This window comes from Curtobacterium luteum, assembly GCF_001475545.1.
In the GTDB taxonomy this organism is placed as follows: domain Bacteria; phylum Actinomycetota; class Actinomycetes; order Actinomycetales; family Microbacteriaceae; genus Curtobacterium; species Curtobacterium luteum_A.
On sequence record NZ_LDQC01000043.1, the window covers coordinates 1 to 20,453 of the forward strand.

Annotated in this window: 18 protein-coding genes; 15 read left to right on the forward strand and 3 right to left on the reverse strand. The window is 73.1% G+C overall.

Going from position 1 to position 20,453, the window contains the following annotated elements; translation table 11 throughout:
- The 13 genes from NS184_RS08120 to NS184_RS08180 all read left to right on the forward strand — a co-directional run.
- The coding region (locus NS184_RS08120) for an SseB family protein (protein ID WP_152998125.1) at positions 1-819 on the forward strand (819 nt) is incomplete at its 5' end.
- Between the two features lie 193 nt (positions 820-1,012).
- Positions 1,013-1,891, forward strand: a complete 879-nt coding sequence (locus NS184_RS08125; RefSeq protein ID WP_058725619.1) for a ParA family protein — start codon at positions 1,013-1,015, stop codon at positions 1,889-1,891.
- On the forward strand, positions 1,875-2,729 hold the full coding sequence (locus NS184_RS08130; protein ID WP_058725620.1) for a segregation and condensation protein A: 855 nt from the start codon (positions 1,875-1,877) through the stop codon (positions 2,727-2,729). Before NS184_RS08125 ends, NS184_RS08130 begins: the two co-directional genes overlap by 17 nt.
- Positions 2,719-3,444, forward strand: a complete 726-nt coding sequence (gene scpB / locus NS184_RS08135; RefSeq protein ID WP_275935021.1) for an SMC-Scp complex subunit ScpB — start codon at positions 2,719-2,721, stop codon at positions 3,442-3,444. Before NS184_RS08130 ends, scpB begins: the two co-directional genes overlap by 11 nt.
- The gene (locus NS184_RS18695; protein WP_058725621.1) at positions 3,441-3,899 is read left to right on the forward strand and encodes a hypothetical protein; all 459 of its coding nucleotides are present in this window, start codon (positions 3,441-3,443) and stop codon (positions 3,897-3,899) included. The genes scpB and NS184_RS18695 overlap by 4 nt, the downstream gene beginning before the upstream one ends.
- A 617-nt stretch (positions 3,900-4,516) precedes the next feature.
- Positions 4,517-5,248, forward strand: a complete 732-nt coding sequence (locus NS184_RS18700; RefSeq protein WP_058725660.1) for a pseudouridine synthase — start codon at positions 4,517-4,519, stop codon at positions 5,246-5,248.
- 92 nt (positions 5,249-5,340) lie between these two features.
- Complete coding sequence (locus NS184_RS08150; protein WP_058725622.1) at positions 5,341-7,680, forward strand: Ig-like domain-containing protein; 2,340 nt, start codon at positions 5,341-5,343, stop codon at positions 7,678-7,680.
- Positions 7,681-7,807: 127 nt separating this feature from the next.
- Positions 7,808-8,932: a prephenate dehydrogenase gene (locus NS184_RS08155; protein WP_152998127.1), complete on the forward strand. Its 1,125-nt coding sequence runs from the start codon at positions 7,808-7,810 to the stop codon at positions 8,930-8,932.
- A gap of 98 nt (positions 8,933-9,030) precedes the next feature.
- Complete coding sequence (gene cmk, locus NS184_RS08160) at positions 9,031-9,801, forward strand: (d)CMP kinase (protein ID WP_083513558.1); 771 nt, start codon at positions 9,031-9,033, stop codon at positions 9,799-9,801.
- Between the two features lie 40 nt (positions 9,802-9,841).
- Entirely contained in the window at positions 9,842-11,368 is a 1,527-nt protein-coding gene (gene der / locus NS184_RS08165; protein WP_058725623.1) for a ribosome biogenesis GTPase Der, read from the forward strand.
- A 12-nt stretch (positions 11,369-11,380) separates the two neighbouring features.
- Positions 11,381-11,971, forward strand: a complete 591-nt coding sequence (locus tag NS184_RS17795; RefSeq protein WP_058725624.1) for a hypothetical protein — start codon at positions 11,381-11,383, stop codon at positions 11,969-11,971.
- A 191-nt stretch (positions 11,972-12,162) separates the two neighbouring features.
- Positions 12,163-12,765, forward strand: a complete 603-nt coding sequence (locus tag NS184_RS17800; protein WP_058725625.1) for a hypothetical protein — start codon at positions 12,163-12,165, stop codon at positions 12,763-12,765.
- Between the two features lie 143 nt (positions 12,766-12,908).
- Positions 12,909-13,430, forward strand: coding sequence for a hypothetical protein (locus tag NS184_RS08180; RefSeq protein ID WP_083513554.1), 522 nt, complete (start codon positions 12,909-12,911; stop codon positions 13,428-13,430).
- Between the two features lie 9 nt (positions 13,431-13,439).
- Here NS184_RS08180 and NS184_RS08185 read toward each other — a convergent pair whose 3' ends face one another.
- Complete coding sequence (locus tag NS184_RS08185; RefSeq protein ID WP_242862998.1) at positions 13,440-14,303, reverse strand: helix-turn-helix domain-containing protein; 864 nt, start codon at positions 14,301-14,303, stop codon at positions 13,440-13,442.
- A 103-nt stretch (positions 14,304-14,406) separates the two neighbouring features.
- Here NS184_RS08185 and NS184_RS08190 point away from each other — a divergent pair, with 103 nt between their 5' ends.
- On the forward strand, positions 14,407-15,279 hold the full coding sequence (locus tag NS184_RS08190; protein ID WP_058725627.1) for an oxidoreductase: 873 nt from the start codon (positions 14,407-14,409) through the stop codon (positions 15,277-15,279).
- Between the two features lie 252 nt (positions 15,280-15,531).
- Positions 15,532-16,413: an oxidoreductase gene (locus NS184_RS08195; protein ID WP_058725628.1), complete on the forward strand. Its 882-nt coding sequence runs from the start codon at positions 15,532-15,534 to the stop codon at positions 16,411-16,413.
- Positions 16,414-16,662: 249 nt separating this feature from the next.
- Here NS184_RS08195 and NS184_RS08200 read toward each other — a convergent pair whose 3' ends face one another.
- Both NS184_RS08200 and NS184_RS08205 read right to left on the reverse strand, forming a co-directional pair.
- Complete coding sequence (locus tag NS184_RS08200) at positions 16,663-18,867, reverse strand: RecQ family ATP-dependent DNA helicase (RefSeq protein WP_242862999.1); 2,205 nt, start codon at positions 18,865-18,867, stop codon at positions 16,663-16,665.
- An 83-nt stretch (positions 18,868-18,950) separates the two neighbouring features.
- Positions 18,951-20,438 (reverse strand): hypothetical protein, encoded by a 1,488-nt coding sequence (locus NS184_RS08205; RefSeq protein ID WP_058725629.1) that lies wholly within the window; start codon positions 20,436-20,438, stop codon positions 18,951-18,953.
- Positions 20,439-20,453: the final 15 nt, after the last annotated feature.

A 20,453-nucleotide genomic window follows, 5' to 3' on the forward strand; every position in this document is an offset into this window, starting at 1 on the left:
GGGCCGGACCCCGAGGACGGCCACGGCACCGGCCAGCCCGAGAACGACGACGCCCACACCCCCGGTGGTGCCGCGGACTCGGCTGGCAACCCCTGGGCAGGCCGGACGTTCGACCATCACGACACGGCCTTCGAGGACGACGACGGCCTCGCCGACCCGAGGCTCGTCGCGGCGATCCGTGCCGTCGCCGACGGAGCCTCGCAGTCGGGGGTCGTGGACGCACTGCGGAGCGCGCGGCTCCTCATCCCGCTCGTCGCCGAGGCAGGCGACGTCGGCCACACCGACACCGGCACGCGCGTCGACAAGACGCAGGAGCTCTCCATCGTCACCGTCGCCGGGCCCGACGGCCGGGCCGTGATGCCCGCGTTCACCTCCGTCGAGGCCATGCGCTCCTGGGACCCGGCGGCGCGTCCGGTCCCGGTCGAGTCCCGCCGTGTGGCGATGGCGGCCGCGAGCGAGGACACGCAGCTCGTCGTGCTCGACCCCACCGCTCCCACCGAGTTCGTGCTGCGCCGCCCCGCCGTGTGGGCACTCGGGCAGGACCTCCCCTGGACGCCGTGCTTCGAGGACCCCGAGGTCGGGCAGGCCTTCGCCGACTCGGTCGCGGGGGAGTCTGCCGTCGCGCGGGTCGAGCTCGCTCCCGGGGATCCGCTCGGCCGTTTCCAGGGCGCCGAGCTCACCGTCGGCCTCGCGCTGCACCCCGGTCTCGACCGGGCCGCGGTGCAGGAGCTCGTCGGTCGGTTGCAGGCGCGGTGGTCCTCGGCCACGATCATCGCCGACCGCGTGGACAGCATGAGGGTGGCGATCCGTCCGGCGTGATCTGGGCCTCCAGGTCGGGTCGCCACGTGCGGGTGGTGCGGTCCACGGCCGGCCGGGAGGCACGGTGCACGCCCGCAGGGCGGGTCGCGTCGCGTCGACCGCCCCCCCAGGCAGCGCAACCGCACCACGGGCGGTGCACCGCACCACCGGCGGTGCACCCGGGCCCGGACCCCGTCGCCGGTAGCATGGGCGCGTGAGCACGAACCCGTTGACGAAGCCCGGAGCCGGCGAGACCACCTTCGGTCCGACGGGGCGACCCGTCCGGCAGTTCGCGATCCCGGAGGAACTCGACCAGCACGGGCCGGCACGCATCATCGCGCTGTGCAACCAGAAGGGCGGCGTCGGCAAGACCACGACGTCGATCAACCTCGGGGCGGCGCTCGCCGAGTACGGGCGGAAAGTGCTCGCCGTCGACTTCGACCCGCAGGGCGCACTGTCGGCCGGGCTCGGGGTCCGCACGCACGACATCCCGACGGTCTACGACCTCCTCATGGGCGCCGTGAAGGACCCGCGCGAGGTCATCCAGCCGACCAACACGCCCTACCTCGACGTGATCCCGGCGAACATCGACCTGTCCGCGGCCGAGGTCCACCTCGTGAACGAGGTCGCGCGGGAGCAGATCCTCGCGAGCGTCCTCCGGAAGGTCGCGAACGACTACGACGTCATCCTCGTGGACTGCCAGCCCTCGCTCGGCCTGCTCACCGTGAACGCGCTGACGGCGGCGCACGGGGTGCTCATCCCGCTCGAGTGCGAGTTCTTCGCGCTGCGCGGCGTTGCGCTGCTCATCGAGACGATCGACAAGGTGCGGGACCGGCTCAACCCGGCACTGCGGCTCGACGGCATCCTCGCCACGATGTACGACTCGCGGACCCTGCACTCGCGCGAGGTCATGGAGCGCGTCGTCGAGACGTTCGACGACCGGGTGCTCGACACGGTCATCGGACGCACCGTGAAGTTCCCGGACGCCACGGTCTCGGCGCGGCCGATCACGCAGACCGCGCCCGACCACGCCGCCGCACACGCGTACCGGCAGCTCGCACGGGAGCTCGTCGAACGTGGCGCCGTCGCCTGAGCCGGAGGACCCCGACCACTCGGCCGTCGCGCCGGCGGGCACCCAGACCGCGCCGGGCTTCCGCGTCCGCCTGTCGAACTTCGACGGCCCGTTCGACCTGCTCCTGTCGCTGATCACGAAGCACGAGCTCGACATCACCGAGGTGTCGCTGGGTGCGGTGACGGGCGAGTTCATCGCGTACGTCCGACAGGCAGAGTCCGCCGACGAACTCGACGAGGCCAGCGAGTTCCTCGTCGTCGCGGCCACCCTGCTCGACCTGAAGATCGCGGGACTCCTGCCGCAGGGCGAGCTCGTCGACGCCGAGGACGTGGCCCTCCTGGAGGCCCGTGACCTCCTGTTCGCCAGACTGCTGCAGTACCGGGCGTTCAAGCAGGCGGCGGACTGGTTCGGGTCGCGCTGGACCGAGGAATCGCGCCGGCACGTTCGGAGGGTCCGACTCGAGGAGCGGTTCCGGGCCCGGACGCCGGAGCTCGTCTGGACGCTCTCGCTGCAGGACTTCGCCGCGCTCGCGACCCTGGCCTTCGCGCCGCGGGAGATCCCGACGGTCGGACTCGACCACCTGCACGCGCCGCTCGTCAGCATCCGGGAGCAGGCCGCGATCGTCGTGTCGATCCTCCGCACCCGGGCCGACGAGGACGTCTCGTTCCGGGAGCTGGTCGCCGGCGTCCACGAGACGGGTATCGTGGTGGCTCGTTTCCTCGCGATCCTCGAGCTGTACCGCAACGCGTCGATCACGTTCGAGCAGGACGAACCGCTCGGGGAACTGCTGCTCCGCTGGACCGCCGAGGACTGGTCCGACGAGAGCCTCGCCAACCTGGGAGCCGACTATGACGGATGACGCGCACGGCCACGCGCACGGTCACGACCGCGGTCACGACCGCGACTCGTCGAGCGCCGAGCCCGGTGGTGCGGACGAGCTGGCCGACGCCCGCGCGATCGAGCAGGAGATCCACGACGCTCACGACCGAGCCGCCCGGCCGGAGCTCCCGATCGACCGGCAGCTCGAGGCGATCCTCATGATCGCCGATGAACCCCAGTCCCTCGTCGCGCTCGGTGCCGCCGTCGGCGCACCCGTGCCCGCGGTCCGCCAGGCGGTCGAGCGGCTCGTCGCCGACTTCGACGGTGTCCACGGGACGGTCCGCCGGGGCTTCGAGCTCCGCGAGGTCGGCGGTGGCTGGCGCTTCTACGTCCGCCAGGAGCTCGACGACGTCGTCGAGCAGTTCGTCGAGCAGGAGCGCCCCTCGCGGCTGTCGCAGGCGGCGCTCGAGACCCTCGCGGTGGTCGCCTACAAGCAGCCGATCACCCGCTCGCAGATCGCCTCGATCCGGGCGGTGAACGTCGACGGGGTCGTCCGGACGCTCGTCGCGCGCGGCCTCGTCGAGGAGTCGTTCACGGACGCCGAGACCGGCGCCGTCAACTACGTCACGTCCGACCTGCTCCTGCAGCAGCTCGGCATCAACTCGCTCGACGAGCTGCCGCTCATCTCGCCCCTCCTGGACGACGGTGCGGACGGCTTCGGGCAGAACGAAGGGATCCCCGATGGCCGCGCATGAGGAAGAACGACGAGGCCCGCGGGGCGGGTCCGGTCGGCCGGGAGGCCCGTCACGCGACCGCGACGCCGGCTCCGGACGGGCAGGTGGCCGGTTCGGCGGCGGGGGCCGCGACGAGCGCGGCGACCGCGGTGGGTACCGCGGGCGTGATGACGGCGGCGAACGCAGTGACCGCGGCGGCCGTGGTGGGTACGAGCGCCGGGACGACCGTGGGTCGTCTGGTGGGTACCGCGGGCGTGACGAGCGTCCGTCGTCTGGTGGGTACCGCGGGCGTGACGAGCGTGGCGCGTCCGGCGGCTACCGGGGGCGCGAGGACCGCGGAGAGCGAGGCGGGTACGAGCGCCGGGACGACCGCGGTCCGTCCGGTGGGCAGCGAGGCCGTGACGAGCGTCCGTCGTCAGGTGGCGGCCACCGCGGCCGCGACGAGCGGTCCGGCGGTGTCCGCGGACGCTTCGTGAGCCGCGCCGACGACCGGCGGCAGGGCGACCGCGGGGGCTTCGTCCGCCGTGACGACGACCGTGGTGGGTACCGCGGGCGCGACGACCGACAGGGTGGTGGGTACCGCGGGCGCGACGACCGTCAGGGCGCTCCCCGTCGTGACGACGACCGACAGGGCGGTGGGTACCACGGCCGGGACGACCGACAGGGCGGTGGGTACCGCGGACACGACGACCGTCGTGACGGTGACCGTGGCGGGTACCGCGGCCGGGACGACCGCAAGGGTGCTCCCCGTCGTGACGACGACCGCCGGCGCGACCCCGCTCGCGAGGACCGTCGGTCGCCGGACGGCCGACCGAGCACGGTCTGGCACAACGGCCGCCGCTACGTCGGTGGCACGACGACGGCGCGCAACGCCGACCGGCCGCGTGGTGCCGACCAGCGTGCCGGCGCACGGCGCTCCGACGGTCCGCGAGGCGTCGACCGGAGCACGACGCCGCAGCCCGAGGGGGCCCGCGACGACCACGGGCAGCCGCTCGAGGGCACGCCCGAGCGCCCGATCATCCCGGACTGGGACGCCACGGACGGGACGGCGACCGCCGGGGCCGAGCCGAGCCTCCCGGCCGACGGCGAGCGTCTGCAGAAGGTGATCGCCGCTGCCGGCGTCGCGTCTCGCCGCGTCGCGGAGAACCTCATCGTGGAGGGTCGGGTGACGGTGAACGGCGAGGTCGTCGAGGCCCTCGGGCGCCGCGTCGACCCGGACGTCGACGAGGTGGCCGTCGACGGCGTGCCGGTGCAGACGGACACCTCGAAGCGCTACGTCGTGCTGAACAAGCCGGTCGGGATCGTGTCGAGCCTCCAGGACGAGCGGGGGCGTCGCGACCTGTCCGAGTTCGTCGACCGCTACGAGGAACGGCTCTTCAACGTCGGCAGGCTCGACGCCGAGACCTCGGGGCTGATCGTCCTGACGAACGATGGCGACCTGGCACACGTGCTCGCGCACCCGTCGTTCGGCGTCACGAAGACGTACATCGCGAAGGTGCAGGGGAACGTCAACCCGGCGACCGTGCAGCGACTGCTCGACGGGGTCGAGCTCGAGGACGGGCCGATCGCCGCCGACAAGGTGCGGCTGCTCGAGTCGTCCCGAGGCGAGTCGCTCGTCGAGATCACGCTGCACTCGGGCCGGAACCGGATCGTCCGTCGCATGCTCGACGAGGTCGGGCACCCGGTGCTCGAACTCGTCCGACGGTCGTTCGGGCCGCTGCAGCTCGGGAGCCTGCCCATCGGCAGGACGCGGGAGCTGTCCACGGTCGAGCTCGGGAAGCTGCTCGCCATCGCGCGCTCGGCGGAACGATCGTCGGGGGAGTGACCGTCCCGACCGCATTCGCATAGCGCATCGCATATATACAAGAATGCAACATATCGTTGGTTCGCTCCGTCAACCAACGAAAGTGAAGCAAGATGACGCAACGAAGGCGACTCCTCGCGACGGCCGGCACCGCTGCGACGGTCCTGGCGGTCGTCGGGTCCGGGTTCGTGGCCACCGGCGCCGCGGTGGCCGTCGACTCGGACGTCCCGCGCGAGGCGATCCCGCAGGGCGGCCTCACGCTGTCCGCGCAGAACGCGGCCGGCGCGACGATCGCGTGGACGGGGAACTCCGGGACGGGTGTCGACCTGCGCGAGTACGACACCCGTGCGGAGGCCGAGGCAGCGGGGCTCACGACGTTCCGGGCAGCAGCCGACGGCAACGGCTTCGTGAAGTTCATCACCGAGCGGACCGGGGAGTGCCTGACCGTCACGACCGACGGGGTCCGGGCCGGGGTCAGCGTGAGTGCCTTCTCCTGCCGCAGCTCGACCTCCAACTTCTCCGTCGATGACGGTCGCATCGTCTCGCCGTACGGGTGGAGCGTGCAGAACGAGCGCATCACGTTGCGCAACCAGCCCAAGGCCGCGTTCGCGTTCACCGCGGGCACCGGGGCGGACCTCGGCGTCCAGCTCCGGTACCGCGACGCTGTGCCCGCCACCGAGTTCGAGGTGACGCCCCCGGCGACCACCGACCCGAACGACCGTGCGCGGGTGTCGGGACACGCGACCCCCGACAGCTTCGTCGAGATCCACGACGGACTCGGCACGCTCCTCAGCGTCGGTCAGGTCGGCACCGACGCCGACGGGAACTGGAGCGCGGTCATCAACGGGCCGCAGCGCGGCACGTTCGAGCAGGACATCCTCGTCTCGGTGAGCAACGGGACCGGTCTCGTCCAGCGCAGCCGGGGCACCGTGAGCTACGGCCAGGGTGTCTCCGCCACCGCGAGCGAGGCGGCGGTCGCGACCGACGGTACGGCACTGGTCCGCGGTCACGGTGACGCTGGCGCCCGCGTCCGGGTCCTCGAGGGCGGTTCGGCCGACCCGGTCACCGTGGCCGCCGACGGCACGTGGGAGCTCCGGGTCACCCCGGCCAGGGCGCGGACCGCGTCGACGGTCGTGGTCGAGATGACCGGCATCGGCGGGGCACGGACCGTGGTGCCCGTCGAACTCGACTCGGTCGAGCTCGACCCCGACGTCGTCTTCCCCGCGGACGTGGCCGAGTCGGCCTACGTCGAGGGCGAGGCGCCCGCCGGCGCCGACATCGCGGTGCTCGACCAGGACGGCAGCGAGGTCGGCACGGGCCGGGTGCCCGCGAACGGCCACTTCGAGGTCGACATCGACCCCGCGGACGCCGCCGGCGAGGTGGCTCGCACCGTCGTCCTGCGCCAGGGCGGCACCGAGATCGCCCGTCAGGACGCCGAGGTCGACTACGGGGCCCCGGTCCGGATCACGTCCCCGTCGGACGGCGCGGACGTCACACCGTCGACGGTCATCCGGGGGACGGGCGAGCCGGGTGCCGAGGTGACCCTCGAGCTCGGTGACCGCACGCTCTCCACGCTGGTCGGGACGGACGGTACGTGGTCCGGACGCTTCGAGGACGCCGGTCGTCGTCCGTTCGCGCTGACGAGTCCGGCGGACGTGACCTTCACGGAACGCAGCAAGCCCGCGATCACGGGCACGGGCACGCCCGGGGCGACGGTTCGGTTCCAGCCGCACGGGACCGACCCGCGGGACGCCGTCGACACCTCCGTCGGCGAGGACGGCACCTGGCGCATCGCCGGTGCGGACCTCCCCGTCCAGCAGTTCGACGGTGACCGGGGTGCCGAGTACGACGCCCTCGTCGTCCACCGGTCGGGCGCCTCCGCCCAGCAGGCGACCGTGGACCTCGAGGGACGACTGGACCCGCTGCGGGTGACGAGCCCCGAGCAGGGCTCGACGGTCGTCGCGGACCGCGGGTTCGTGACCTTCACGGGGACCGGCACCCCTGGGGACGAGATCGTCACCCGTGGTTCCGGCAACGGCCCCGTGTCGAGCACGGTCGTCCGGGCCGACGGCACCTGGACGATCCGTGACGTCGTCTTCGCCGCCGGCGAGCACACCGCCAGGATCGTCGGGCACGGCGCCACCGCGGACGTCACCTTCACGGTCGGGTCCGACACCGGCTCTGACCTGACGGTCATCGAGCCGACCGACGGCAGCACCGTCACGCCGGACGACGACTTCGTGAACCCTGGCGTGCACTTCCGGGGGACCGGGGCGCCGGGAGCCCACGGCGCCGTCGTCGACCTGCGCAGCGGAGCGATCCACGGGTTCACCGTCGACGCGTTCGGCGGGTGGAGCAGGAACGTCCCGCTCCTCGCCGGCGAGTCCCGGGTGCGGGTGATCGACAACGTCAACGCGCCGGTCGAGCTGACGGTCACGACCGTGTACCCCTGACGCCGGCCGCCCGACACCGGTTCCACCCCTCCCACGGGTCACCCGACCGCCCCCGCCGCACCGCGGCGGGGGCGGTCGTCCTGTGCCCGGCCACGACCCGGACCGGCGTGATCGCTAGGCTGACGGGGTGACCGACGCCCCCGACCCGCTCGCCGAACCGGACATCGACCGGCGGCTCCGCGGACCCGTGCGCGTGGTCGGTGCCGGGCTCCTGGGCACGTCGATCGGCCTGGCGCTGCGCGAGAAGGGTGTCGACGTCGTCCTCGACGACGTGTCGCCCGCAGCGCTCGCCCTCGCCGTCGACTACGGTGCCGGACGCCGACCGGCCGAGGGCGACACCCCCGAGCTCGTCGTGGTCGCGGTCCCACCGGACGTCGTCGCGGCCGTCGTCGAGCGCGAGCTCGCGGCCCACCCGGACGCGGTCGTCACCGACGTCGCCAGCGTGAAGTCCGGGCCGCTCGCGGCACTCCGGGCAGCGGGCGCCGACGTCTCCCGGTACATCGGATCGCACCCGATGGCAGGGCGCGAGCGCAGTGGTCCGACCGCGGCGCGGGCCGACCTCTTCGTCGGGCAGCCGTGGGTGATCGCCGGGCACGCCGACATCACGTACCAGCAGGCCGCGGTGGTCGAGGACCTCGCGCTCGACCTCGGCGCGACCGTGGTGCCGATGGACCCGGAGTCGCACGACCTCGCGGTGGCGTACGTCTCGCACACGCCGCAGCTCGTGTCGACACTGATGGCCGCCCGGCTCCGCGACGCCCCGGACGGCTCGCTCGGTCTCGCCGGGGGCGGGGTCCGCGACGTCACCCGGATCGCCGCGAGCGACCCCGGGCTGTGGGTGCAGATCATCGGCGCGAACGCTGAACGGATTCGGCCCGTGCTCGCCGACCTCCGCGACGACCTCGACCGGGTGCTCGCTGCGCTCGACGACCCGCACGGCTCGGGTTCGCCCCGCGCCCTGGCCGAGGCGATCGCGGCCGGCAACCGCGGCGTCGAGCGGCTCCCGGGCAAGCACGGCACCACCAAGCGCTTCGCCCAGGTGGTCGTCCTCGTCGACGACACCCCCGGGCAGATCGCCGCGCTCCTCACGTTCATCGGGGAGATCGGCATCAACCTCGAGGACATGCGCCTCGAGCACTCACCGGGCGCGCAGATCGGCATCGTCGAGGTGTCGGTCGTGCCCGAGCAGGAACAGCGACTCGTCGAGGAACTCGAGGGTCGCGGATGGAGGATCGCAGCAGCATGGGCCTGAACGACGACACCAACCGAGCGGTGCAGGACTCCGGCGTGACCGGCGGCCCGGACGGACCGGACTCGGGACTCCCGACGCCGGGCGACCAGCCCGGTCCGATGGGCGGCGGCGACGTCGCCGGCGGTCTCGACGGCCAGGGTGGCGGCGAACCCGGTTCCACGAGTGCGCCGGTCCCGTCCGGTCTGCCCGACGGGGCCTTCGTCGCCAAGTTCGTGGTCGCGGTCGACGGTCCCGCGGGCAGCGGCAAGTCGAGCGTCTCGCGCGCGGCGGCCCGCGCGCTCGGGTTCGGCTACCAGGACACCGGCGCGGCCTACCGTGCGTTGGCGTGGCACGCCCTGCAGCAGCAGGTGGACCTCGACGACGCCGCGGCCGTCCTCGCGAGCTGGGACACCTTCGACTACGACATCGGCACCGACCCCGACGACTACTTCGTCCGGGTGAACGGCACCGACGTCACGGATGCGATCCGCACCCCCGAGGTGACCGCCGCGGTCGCGCACATCGCGAAGCTCCCCGAGGTCCGGCAGCGCCTCGTGCAGCTCTTCCGGCAGGTCATGCGCCGCACGGACGCGCAGGGCATCATCACCGAGGGGCGGGACATCACCACGGTCGTCGCACCCGACGCCGAGGTCCGCATCCTGCTGACGGCGGACGAGTCGGTTAGGATGGCCAGGCGCTCGGCCGAGGTCACGACCCAGTCGGCCGCCGAGACCTCCGCAGCACTCGCCCGTCGGGACGCCGCGGACGCGAAGGTCGTCGACTTCATGAACGCCGCGGACGGCGTCACGACGCTCGACTCCACCGACCTCGACTTCGACCAGACCGTGCAGGCGGTCGTCGAGCTGGCCCGAAGCACGGCCACGAACTGATCACCCGCGGCCACCGGGCCGCACGCGAGGAACCCACACCATGGCCCAGCTGGACAACGACAACCCGGCGAACGACGAATTCCCCGAGTACGACGCCGCCCTCGGCGAACGGCTCGCCGACCTCGACGAGACCGAGGCGGAGCAGCGCACGACCGCACTCCGCGCCGGCCTCGACGACTACGACCTCGACGAGGAGGACGTCGCGCTCCTCGATGCGGCCGAGATCGGCGAGGACGGCACCTACCTGCTGCCCGCGCTGCCCGTGCTCGCGATCGTCGGACGCCCGAACGTCGGCAAGTCGGCGCTCGTCAACCGCATCCTCGGTCGCCGTGAAGCCGTCGTGCAGGACGTCCCCGGCGTGACCCGTGACCGCGTGAGCTACAAGGCGGAGTGGAACGACAAGCGGTTCACCCTCGTCGACACCGGCGGGTGGGAGCCCGACGCGAAGGGCATCAACGCCTCCGTCGCCGCGCAGGCCGAGGTCGCGATCGACCTCGCCGACGCCGTCCTGTTCGTCGTCGACGTCACGGTCGGGATCACCGCCACCGACGAGCACGTCGTGAAGATGCTCCGCGGCACCGACCGCCCCGTCATCGTCGTGGCGAACAAGTCCGACGACGACCGCCGCGACCTCGACGCCTACGAGCTCTGGAACCTCGGCCTCGGCGAGCCGCACCCGGTCTCCGCGCTGCACGGTCGCGGGGTGGCGGACCTGCTCGACCTCATCGTGAAGACGCTGCCGGACACCTCGGCGGTCGCCAAGCAGGAGGTCGGCGGACCCCGTCGCGTCGCCATCCTCGGTCGTCCGAACGTCGGCAAGAGCTCGCTGCTCAACAAGGCCGCCGGCGAGGAGCGCGTCGTCGTCAACGAGCTCTCCGGCACCACCCGTGACCCGGTGGACGAGCAGGTCGAGCTCGGCGGACGTGTCTGGCGCTTCGTGGACACCGCCGGCATCCGGAAGCGTGTGCACCTGCAGCAGGGCGCCGACTTCTACGCCTCGCTCCGCACCACCGCGGCGCTCGAGAAGGCCGAGGTCGCGGTGGTCGTCCTCGACGTCACCGAGCCGATCTCCGTGCAGGACCTCCGCATCATCGACCTCGTGCTCGAGTCCGGCCGTGCGCTGGTCCTCGCGTACAACAAGTGGGACCTGCTCGACGACGACCGCCGGCGCTACCTCGAGCGCGAGATCGAGCAGGACCTCGCGCACGTCGCCTGGGCGCCCCGTGTCAACATCTCGGCGCGCACCGGTCGCCACCTCGAGAAGCTCGTGCCCGCGCTCGAGACCGCCCTCGACTCGTGGGACACCCGCATCCCGACGGGCAAGGTCAACGCGTTCATCGCCGAGCTCGTGCAGGAGCACCCGCACCCGGTCCGCGGCGGCAAGCAGCCCCGCATCCTGTTCGGCACGCAGGCATCGAGCCAGCCGCCGACGTTCGTCCTGTTCACGACCGGCTTCCTCGACCCGCAGTACCGCCGCTTCATCACGCGGCGACTCCGCGAGGTCTGGGGCTTCGAGGGCACGCCGATCAACGTCAACATGCGGGTGCGCGAGCGCCGCAAGCGGTAGGCGAGCCCGATCGTGTCCGACGACGCCCGCCGACGCGTCACCCCGAAGCGGGTGCTCGCGACGGCGGGCGTCGTCGTGCTGGTGGTCGGCGGGGCGGCGTGGGCCGTGGTGTCGTCACGTCCGCCCGCGCAGGACGCCGTCGGGGCGACACCGGTGGCGGCACGGACCCCGGCCGGCGCCGGCGTCGACCCGACCGCGCCGTGGGCGGAGCGCGTCCCGCCCGTGGCCGGGGACCTCATCCCCATCGACCGCTCCGCCGCCGGGCACGTGTCGATCACACGACACGGGGACGGTGGCCTCCGGATCACGATCGACCACTTCGACGTCGCATGGCCGAGCGTCGAGGGTCCGGTGGACGTCGGAGCGGTGCGCGTGCTGCTCTCCGACGGGCAGGTCGTCGGAGATCGCCGGGGGTACTGGGCGCACCACAGCGAGCCGGTCGACGTCGGCACGGTGGAGGTCCGACCGACCGTGGTCATCGACGTGCCGGCGTCGACGCGGCTCCCCGCCGATGTGCGGTCCCTCGTCCTCCTGCGTGGCTCCGAGGACCCCGAGATCGACGACCGCGTCATCGGCGGAGCGGCACTCTTCCTCACGGAGTGACCCGGCCGTCGTCGAGCGATCGGATCGTCCTTCGGTCGAGCGATCGGATCGTCCTTCGGTCGAGCGATCGGATCGTCCGTCGGCCGACCGACGCATCGCCACGAGGCCGGGTGCGGCACCATGGGGAGCGTGACCGTTCCGGAACACCGACCCCGTCGCCGTCGGGCACGTCGCCCTCGCCGCCTCGTCCGATGACGCGCGGGTGGTGGCTCGTGGTCGGGGGAGCGGCAGTGGCGGTCGTCGGGCTGGTCGTGCTCGGCCTCGGAGTGCCGCGCGGCGAGGACGCGACGCCGGACGGCTCGGACTCGGAGACCACCACGACGGCGCGGACGGCCACCGCTTCACCGGGGCCGGGGTGGCTCCGTCCGACGAACGGCCTCGGCGACGCGTCGTCCGGCGGGGGCGAGCCCGAGGACGGTCAGCCGGAGCAGCAGGCAGCAGACCACGGGCCCGGCACTGCTCCGTGGTGGCGCCGCGTGCCGCCGGTCGCCGGGACCCTCCGGACCATCGACGGCCGACGGATCGGCCACGCGACGGTGCTCGCCTCCGACGGCGACACACTGACCGTGACCGTCGTCGGCGACGGGCGGCTCCCTCGGACCGCGACCAGGGCCGTGCTCACGGAGGACGACCGCTTCGTCGTCGAGCTGGGCAGCGTCACGTCGGGCGTGCGCGGCGCGGGGTTCGTCCTCAAGGCGGCGGACGCGGACCAGCTCCCCGACCCGGTCACCACGCTCGAACTCCGGGACGCGGAGGGCCGCACCATCGCGACGGCCACGCTGCTCCCGGTCTGACACGCCGGCACCGTCGTCCGGGCGATCCGAGGCAGGCGTGCGCCGCATGGCGGGCGCGCGCCGTGCCTCCAGGCAGTCACCTCCGGGCACCGGACGGGAGGCACGGTGCGCGACCGCCCCGTCGGATGCGGCACCATGGTCTGGTGACCCTCCAGAGCAACGGCCTCGGCGCCGCCGCCGACCGGCTGTGGTGCCGCCTGCGGCTCGACCGCCTCGCCGGTGGTCGGCAGGCCGGGTACGTCATCCGCGAGGACATGCTCGAGCACCCCGACACCGTCCGCTCGTTCCGCTGGATCCGCTGGTTGCTCGTCGCGGAGACGATCGTGGGCATCACCGCGATCGCCGTCGCCGTGCTCCTGACGCGCGCGGGGGAGACCGTGCCGTGGGCGGTGTGGTTCCGGGCGACCGTCGTGCTGCTCATCACCCTGACGCTGTACGTGTTCGCGTGGCGGGCGCAGCTCGGGTACTACTGGGCCTACCAGCGACTGCGGTTGTTCAGCCGGATCTTCCCGATCGTCACGCTCGTCGTCGCTGCGATCCCCGGGCTCTACCCGTTCTGGATGGTCATCGAGCAGATCGTGTTCTCGCTGCTGATGATCGGGATCGGGGACGTGCTCACCTCGGACCACATGCGGTCGACGTTCCCGAAGCCCGTGCGGCGGTAGCCTGCGCGGTCAGTCCTCGGGACCGCGCGTGGCCCGTTCGTCGATCCGTCCCGCCACCCGCGCCGCGGCGAGCGAGGCCAACACCGCCAGCCCCTGCGCCGAAGCCGAGCCGGGCTCCGCGTGGTGGACGACGAGCAGCTGCCCGTCCGTCCCCCCGATGCCGAGCTTCTCCCGTCGCAGCTCCAGCGCGCCGACCTCCGGGTGCCACATCCGCACCGCAGCACCACCGAGCGGCCGGACGTCGTGTCGTGCCCAGAGGCGCCGGAAGTCCTCGCTGCCGAGGGACAGCTCGCCGACGAGCGCGGTGACCCCCGGGTCCCGCACGTCGGTGCCGATGGACGCCCGGAAGGCCGCGACCATGCCCGCCATCTGGTCCTGCCAGTCCGGGTACCGCGCGGTCTCCGCGTCGTCGAGGAACATCGTGCGGAGCCGGTTCTCGCCCGCCCGCAGACCGGGGGCGAGCTCGGTTGCGAGGGCGTTCGCCGCGAGGACGTCGAAGGACCTGCCCTCGACGAACGCGGGCAGTCCGATCACGTCGAGCAGCTGGAGCGTCCCGGTGGGCACCCGTTCGGTCCGAGCGGTCCGACGCCGGGGAACGGGAGAAGCCCCGGCGAGACCGTGCAGGTAGTCGCGGGCGACCTGGTCGAGGCCGAACACCCGCGCGAGTGCGTCGAGGACCTGGACGGACGGGTTGCGGTCACGTCCCTGCTCGAGCCGGAGGTAGTAGTCGGCGCTGATGCCGGCGAGGGTCGCGACCTCCTCGCGGCGGAGCCCCGGTGTCCGCCGTACGCCGGTCACCCGGATGCCGGCGTCCTCGGGGCGCACGAGGGCGCGCCGTGCCCGGAGGTACTCACCGAGGGTGTTGTCGTCCACGACCCCGATGCTACGGACCCGTCCGCTGCCGATCCTGGCCCCGGTGGTCCCAGGGACGCCGGGGGTCTGCCGGCGGGGCCGTCCGGCGCGCATCGTGGTGTCCATGACGAACACGACCCTCCCCGGCGGCACCTACCGCCTCGCCGACGACCTCGACCTCACCCGCGTCGGGTACGGCGCCATGCAGCTCGCCGGACCCGGGGTCTTCGGCCCGCCCACCGACCGCGACGAGGCCGTCCGGGTGCTGCGCACGGTCGTCGAGCTCGGGATCACCCACATCGACACGTCCGACTTCTACGGTCCGCACGTCACGAACGAGGTCATCCGCGAGGCCTTGCACCCCTACCCCGAAGCGCTGCACCTCGTCACGAAGGTCGGCGCTCGCCGCGACGCCGACGGTGGCTGGCCGCACGCCCGCGAGCCCCACGAACTCGTCGAGCAGGTGCACGACAACCTCCGGAACCTCGGGCTCGAGCAGCTCGACGTGGTGAACCTCCGGATGGGCGGCTTCGACGCTCCCGAAGCGGGCAGCATCGCGCCGCAGTTCGAGGCGCTCGCCGAACTGCAGCAGCAGGGACTCATCCGGCACCTCGGGCTGTCCACCGTCAACGCCGAGCAGCTCGCCGAGGCGCAGACGATCGCCCCGGTGGTCTGCGTGCAGAACATGTACAACGTCGCCCGCCGCGAGGACGACGCCCTCGTGGACGCCACCGCAGCGCAGGGCATCGCCTACGTGCCGTACTTCCCGCTCGGCGGGTTCTCGCCGATCCAGTCCGGCGCACTCGACGCCGTCGCCGCACGGCTCGGCGTCTCCCGCCTCACCGTGGCGCTGTCGTGGCTGCTCCAGCGTTCGCCCAACATGCTCCTCATCCCCGGCACCTCGTCGGTCGCGCACCTGCGGGACAACGTCGCCTCCGCCGGGTTCGTCCTGCCCGCGGACGCCGTGGCCGAACTGGACGCGATCGGCGCGGCCTGACGACGTCACCAGGTGCCGGCCTGGAGGCGCGGTGCGGACCTGCACAGCGCCTCCCGTCCGATGCTGGTCACGCCGCGCCCGAGGAGCGCTGCGCGCTGTCCGATCCCGTGGTGCCGGCTGCTCCGCTGTCGATGGCCGGCCCCGCCTGGGTGCCCGGGTCCGTCCGGGCGGACCCGGCCCCGCCCGGGTTCCGCCCGGTCGGGGGACGCGCGGCCTCGGCTCGTGCGCGGCCGGATGGCGCATCCTCGGTGCATGACCGACGACCACGCCCTTCCGCTCCCCGGCGGGACCCACCGCCTCGCCGACGACCTCGAGCTCACCCGGTTCGGGTACGGCGCCATGCAGCTCGCCGGCCCCAACGTGTTCGGTCCGCCGAAGGACCACGACGGAGCGGTGCGGGTCCTCCGAGCAGTCGTCGAGGCGGGCATCACCCACATCGACACGGCGGACTTCTACGGCCCGCACGTCACCAACGAGCTCATCCGGGAGGCCCTGCACCCGTACCCGGATGGGCTGCACATCGTGACGAAGGTCGGCACGCGCCGCGACGACAAGGGCCGGTGGCGGCAGTCCCGCGAGCCGGAGCAGCTCGTCGAGCAGGTGCACGACAACCTCCGGACGCTCGGGCTCGAGCAGCTCGAGGTGGTGAACCTCCGGGTGGGCGGGTTCGATGCGCCGGAGCCCGGCAGCCTGGCGCCGCAGTTCGAGGCGCTCGCCGACCTGCAGCAGCAGGGACTCATCCGGCACCTCGGCCTCTCGACCGTCACCGCCGAACAGCTCGCGGAGGCGCAGGGCATCGCACCGGTGGTGTGCGTCCAGAACATGTTCAACGTGGCGCGGCGGGAGGACGAAGCACTCGTGGAGGCGACGGCGGAGCAGGGCATCGCCTACGTGCCGTACTTCCCGCTCGGTGGCTTCTCCCCGATCGACTACGCCACGCTCGACCGGGTGGCGGAACGACTCCACGTGTCGCGGACGACCGTGGCGTTGTCGTGGCTGCTGAAGCGTTCGCCGAACATCCTGCTCATCCCGGGGACGTCGTCGGTCGAGCACCTGCACGAGAACATCACCTCGGCGGGGTTCGACCTGCCGCCGGACGCCGTGGCCGAGCTCGAAGCACTCGGCGCAGCCTGACGCCACTCCTGGCCGGGCCCGACGCCACGAGCAGCCGACTCCGCGCGGAGTCGACGCCGCACGGAGTCGACAGGGCCCGGAGTCGGCGCCGCGCGGAGTCGACAGGGCCCGGAGTCGGCGCCGCGCGGAGTCGACAGGGCCCGGAGTCGGCGCCGCGCGCCGCCGGCGCCAGGCGCCGCCGAGGCCAGACGCCGCCGACGCCAGGCGCCACGCGCCGACGCCGCAACCGCACTCGTCACTACCGGAACCTCAGCCCACGGTCGCGAGCGCGAACGGCAGCACGGCCGCCGCCCCGGCCCGCCGGAGTTCCCGCCCCGCAACGGTCACCGTCCACCGACTGTCGACGAGGTCGTCCACGAGGAGCACCGGCCCCTCGTGCGGCCGCAGGGCTGCCGCCAACTCCGGACCCACCACGAAGGTGTCCCACACGCCGGAGAGCCGGTACGCGCTGTTCGTCGCGCCGTCGCCCCGCGGGGTCCCACCGGACCGTTCGAGCGTCCCGAGGAACTGCAATCGCCCGATCGAGGACAACGCCTGCGCGAGCGAGGCGACCAGCTCCGGGCGGGATCGTGACGACATCGCCACGACGCCCGTCGGCCGCTCGGCCCACGGCCAGTCCTTGAGCGCACGGACACACCCGTCGACGAGCTCCTTCGACACCGGTCCGTCGGGCGTGGACGCGGCGAAGAGCGCGCGCAGTGGTCCGCCCCAGCCGAGGTCGGTCAGGCGGGCGACCGCACGCCCGGGCTCGACGAGCTCGTCCGCGCCGATCTTGCCGCGGACCGGGACACCGAGCGCGCTCATGCCCGACGGCCACTGGGCACGCGGCGCGATCTCGACCCCGACCTTGTCGAGCGCTGCGGCCGCACCGGAGGCGTCGGAGGACGACACGTCGGTCGGGTACCAGACGCCCGCGCAGTTGTCGCAGCGACCACAGGGCTCGGCCGAGGGGTCGTCGAGGTCCTGCTGCAGGAGCTGCATCCGGCACGCCGAGGTCGACTCGTACGTGAGCATCGAAGCCGCCTCGGCAGCGCGGGCGGCGGCGACGCGCTCGTACCGCGGTGCGTCGTACTCCCACGACTGCCCCGTCGCGACCCAGCCGCCTGTGACCCGCTGCACGGCGCCGTCGACGTCGAGGACCTTGAGCAGCAGCTCGAGCGTCGATCGCTTGATGTCGACCAGCCCCTCGAGTGCGACGGTCGAGAGTGCCGAGCCGGACACGGTCAGGGCGTCGAGCACTGCTGCAGCCCGGGCCTCGGTCGGCATCGAAGCACTCGCGAAGTACTGCCAGATCTCGGTGTCCTCGCGGCCGGGCAGGAGCAGGACGTCGGCGTTGTCCGTCGCTCGCCCGGCACGGCCGATCTGCTGGTAGTAGGCGACCGGGGAGGACGGCGCCCCGACGTGCACGACGAACCCGAGGTCGGGCTTGTCGAACCCCATGCCGAGCGCGCTCGTCGCGACCAGGGCCTTCAGCTCGTTGCCCTTGAGCTGCTGTTCGAGCTGTTCGCGCTCTTCGGTGTCGGTGCGCCCCGTGTAGGCGCGGACCGCGTACCCGTTCTCGCGCAGGAGTCGGGCGATGTCCTCGGCCGCGGAGACCGTCAGCGTGTAGATGATCCCGCTGCCGGGGAGGTCACCGAGGTGCGCCAGCAACCAGCCGAGGCGCTGCCGGGCATCCGGCAGCGTGAGCACCCCGAGCCGCAGCGACGCCCGCGCGAGGGACCCCCGGATCGTGAACACCGGGTCGTCCGGGCCGGCGGTCAGCTGCTCGGCGACGTCGTCGACCACGCGCTCGTTCGCGGTTGCGGTCGTCGCGAGCACCGGCACGCCGTGCGGCAGCGATCGGATGAGCTCGGCGAGCCGGCGGTAGTCCGGGCGGAAGTCGTGGCCCCAGTCGGAGATGCAGTGCGCCTCGTCCACGACGAGCATGCCCATGCGGGCGATCAGCGTCGGCAGCTGTTCGTCACGGAACCGCGGGTTGTTGAGTCGCTCGGGGGAGACGAGCAGCACGTCGACCTCGTCACGGGCGAGTGCCGCCTGCGTCTCGCCCCACTCGTGCGCGTTCGCGGAGTTGATCGACACCGCTCGGACCCCGGCTCGCGCCGCGGCTGCCACCTGGTCGCGCATCAGCGCGAGGAGCGGCGACACGAGCACGGTCGGCCCGCCGCCTCGTCGACGGAGCAGCAGCGTCGCGAGGAAGTACACCGCGGACTTGCCCCACCCGGTGCGCTGGACGACGAGCGCTCGCTGCCGGTGCTCGACGAGCGCCGAGATCGCCTCGAGCTGTCCGGGATGGAACACGGCGTCGGGCCGGCCCGTCAGCGCGGCGAGCGCCTGCTGCGCCTCGGCGGCGATGTCCGCCGAGGGCGGAGCGATGCCGACGGGCGGCGCGCCGCCGGCCAGCGCATCACCGGGACGGGGTGAGTCGACGGTCGAGGCCGTGTCGGGGGAGTCCATGACCCCATCGTGTCAGGAGCGACCGACGGAACCCGACCCGCGCCTCCCGGCTGTGGACGAGCGATCCCTGTCCACAGCGATCCTCACTGGTAGGTGATGAGCGCCGGGCTCGGGAGGACGTCCCGCATCGTCTGCTCCGGCGACAGCATCGGGTGGTCCTCGTCGATGAAGTTCTTCCAGCCCCAGTGCACGCCCGCCGGAGCGCCATCGTGCAGGGCCTTCCACGTCGCCTGCTTCTCCGGCTGCGACCCCTGCCCGTCGACGTGGATGAGCACGTCGAGCTCCGGGTGCTCCTCGAGCGACGAGCGGTCCTGGATCATCGCCGAGCGGAACTGGTGCAGCACGAAGGCCTTCGGCGGCAGCCCCTTCTCCCGCACGAGGTCGGCGAGCCAGTCGGACACGCGGTTCACCTCGTCGGCGCGCACGCTGCCGATCTGGCGGAGCGGCACCTGGTCCGCCGTGAGTCGCCACTCCGGGTCGAGCGCGAGCCACACGCCCGGCTTCGACAGCAGCGACTCGTACCGCTTCGCCTGGCTGAGGAAGTCCGACCGGCCCGGCTGCAGGTCGAGGACCACCGGCATCCCCGCGTCGTGCGCTGCGTCGACGTAGGGCTCGAGCGTCGACACGGGCAGCTCGGTCGAGTAGTCCCCGTCCGCGCCGGCGTCACCGGCCGCGACGGTCGCGATGACCTCCATCGCCGGCGTGACCGGCTCGTCCGAGACGTCGTCGTACCGGTGGGCCAGCGCCACTGCGCGCTCGACCGTCGCCTCCGGGTCCTGCTCGCCGAGCACACCGAGCACCGGCGCACCGGGCGCGCCGTAGAGGGCGACGTAGCGGTGCCCGTCGAAGGGCCGCTGTCCGCCGTGCGGCAACTGCCAGCCGTCGCGCGCGGCGCGGACCGTCCAGTCCGGGTCAGGCAGGTCGCCGAACGTCCTCCCCACGAGCACGGTCGGGTGGTCCTTCCGCTCGTGCAGCGCCGTCACGACGTCTTGTGCCGCCGCCGGGTCGGTGACACCCTCCGGCATCGACACGACCCGCGCACCCGCAGCGCGTGCCGTCGCGACGACGGCTGCGTCCGCGCTGCGGTCCGCCACCACCACGGTCGCCGGCCGGGAGGCACGGGTCGACCCCGGCGCGCGCGTCGCCTCGGGTGCCTCCCGCTGTTCGACGTCCGTGTCCAGCGACACGTCGCCCTCGGCCTGGTACCAGCGGGCGCCGAGGCGTTCGAGTTCGCGGGCGACGGCGAGCGCCGCGCTGCTCTCGTCGCCGTCGCCGTCGGTCACGAGTGCGGGCACGTGCGCGCGTTCCGCTGTCTTCGCTGCCGCCGCGACCGCGCTCGCATCGTCGGCCGACGCCACGATCGCGCCCGGAGCGGACGCGAACAGCGTGCGACTCGCCCGGACCGACCGGTCGGAAGCGCTCGCCTGGTCGACGACCGCCACCGCGTCCGATGCCGTCGAGGCGAGCGTGGCGCGGGCGGCGGTCTGTCCTGCTCCCGTGCAGCCCGCGGCTCCGAGCAGCAGTCCGGCGGTCGTCAGGGCGATGGCGAGACGGGTGGTGCGGGAGGGCATCCGGACACCCTACGA

Excerpts from the sequence above, each read along its gene's own strand:
- NS184_RS08205 (WP_058725629.1), bottom strand. The coding sequence starts at position 20,438 with ATGCCCTCCCGCACCACCCGTCTCGCCATCGCCCTGACGACCGCCGGA.
- der (WP_058725623.1), top strand. The coding sequence starts at position 9,842 with ATGGCCCAGCTGGACAACGACAACCCGGCGAACGACGAATTCCCCGAG.
- NS184_RS08200 (WP_242862999.1), bottom strand. The coding sequence starts at position 18,867 with ATGGACTCCCCCGACACGGCCTCGACCGTCGACTCACCCCGTCCCGGT.
- NS184_RS18695 (WP_058725621.1), top strand. The coding sequence starts at position 3,441 with ATGAGGAAGAACGACGAGGCCCGCGGGGCGGGTCCGGTCGGCCGGGAG.
- scpB (WP_275935021.1), top strand. The coding sequence starts at position 2,719 with ATGACGGATGACGCGCACGGCCACGCGCACGGTCACGACCGCGGTCAC.
- NS184_RS08190 (WP_058725627.1), top strand. The coding sequence starts at position 14,407 with ATGACGAACACGACCCTCCCCGGCGGCACCTACCGCCTCGCCGACGAC.
- cmk (WP_083513558.1), top strand. The coding sequence starts at position 9,031 with ATGGGCGGCGGCGACGTCGCCGGCGGTCTCGACGGCCAGGGTGGCGGC.
- NS184_RS08150 (WP_058725622.1), top strand. The coding sequence starts at position 5,341 with ATGACGCAACGAAGGCGACTCCTCGCGACGGCCGGCACCGCTGCGACG.
- NS184_RS17800 (WP_058725625.1), top strand. The coding sequence starts at position 12,163 with ATGACGCGCGGGTGGTGGCTCGTGGTCGGGGGAGCGGCAGTGGCGGTC.
- NS184_RS08195 (WP_058725628.1), top strand. The coding sequence starts at position 15,532 with ATGACCGACGACCACGCCCTTCCGCTCCCCGGCGGGACCCACCGCCTC.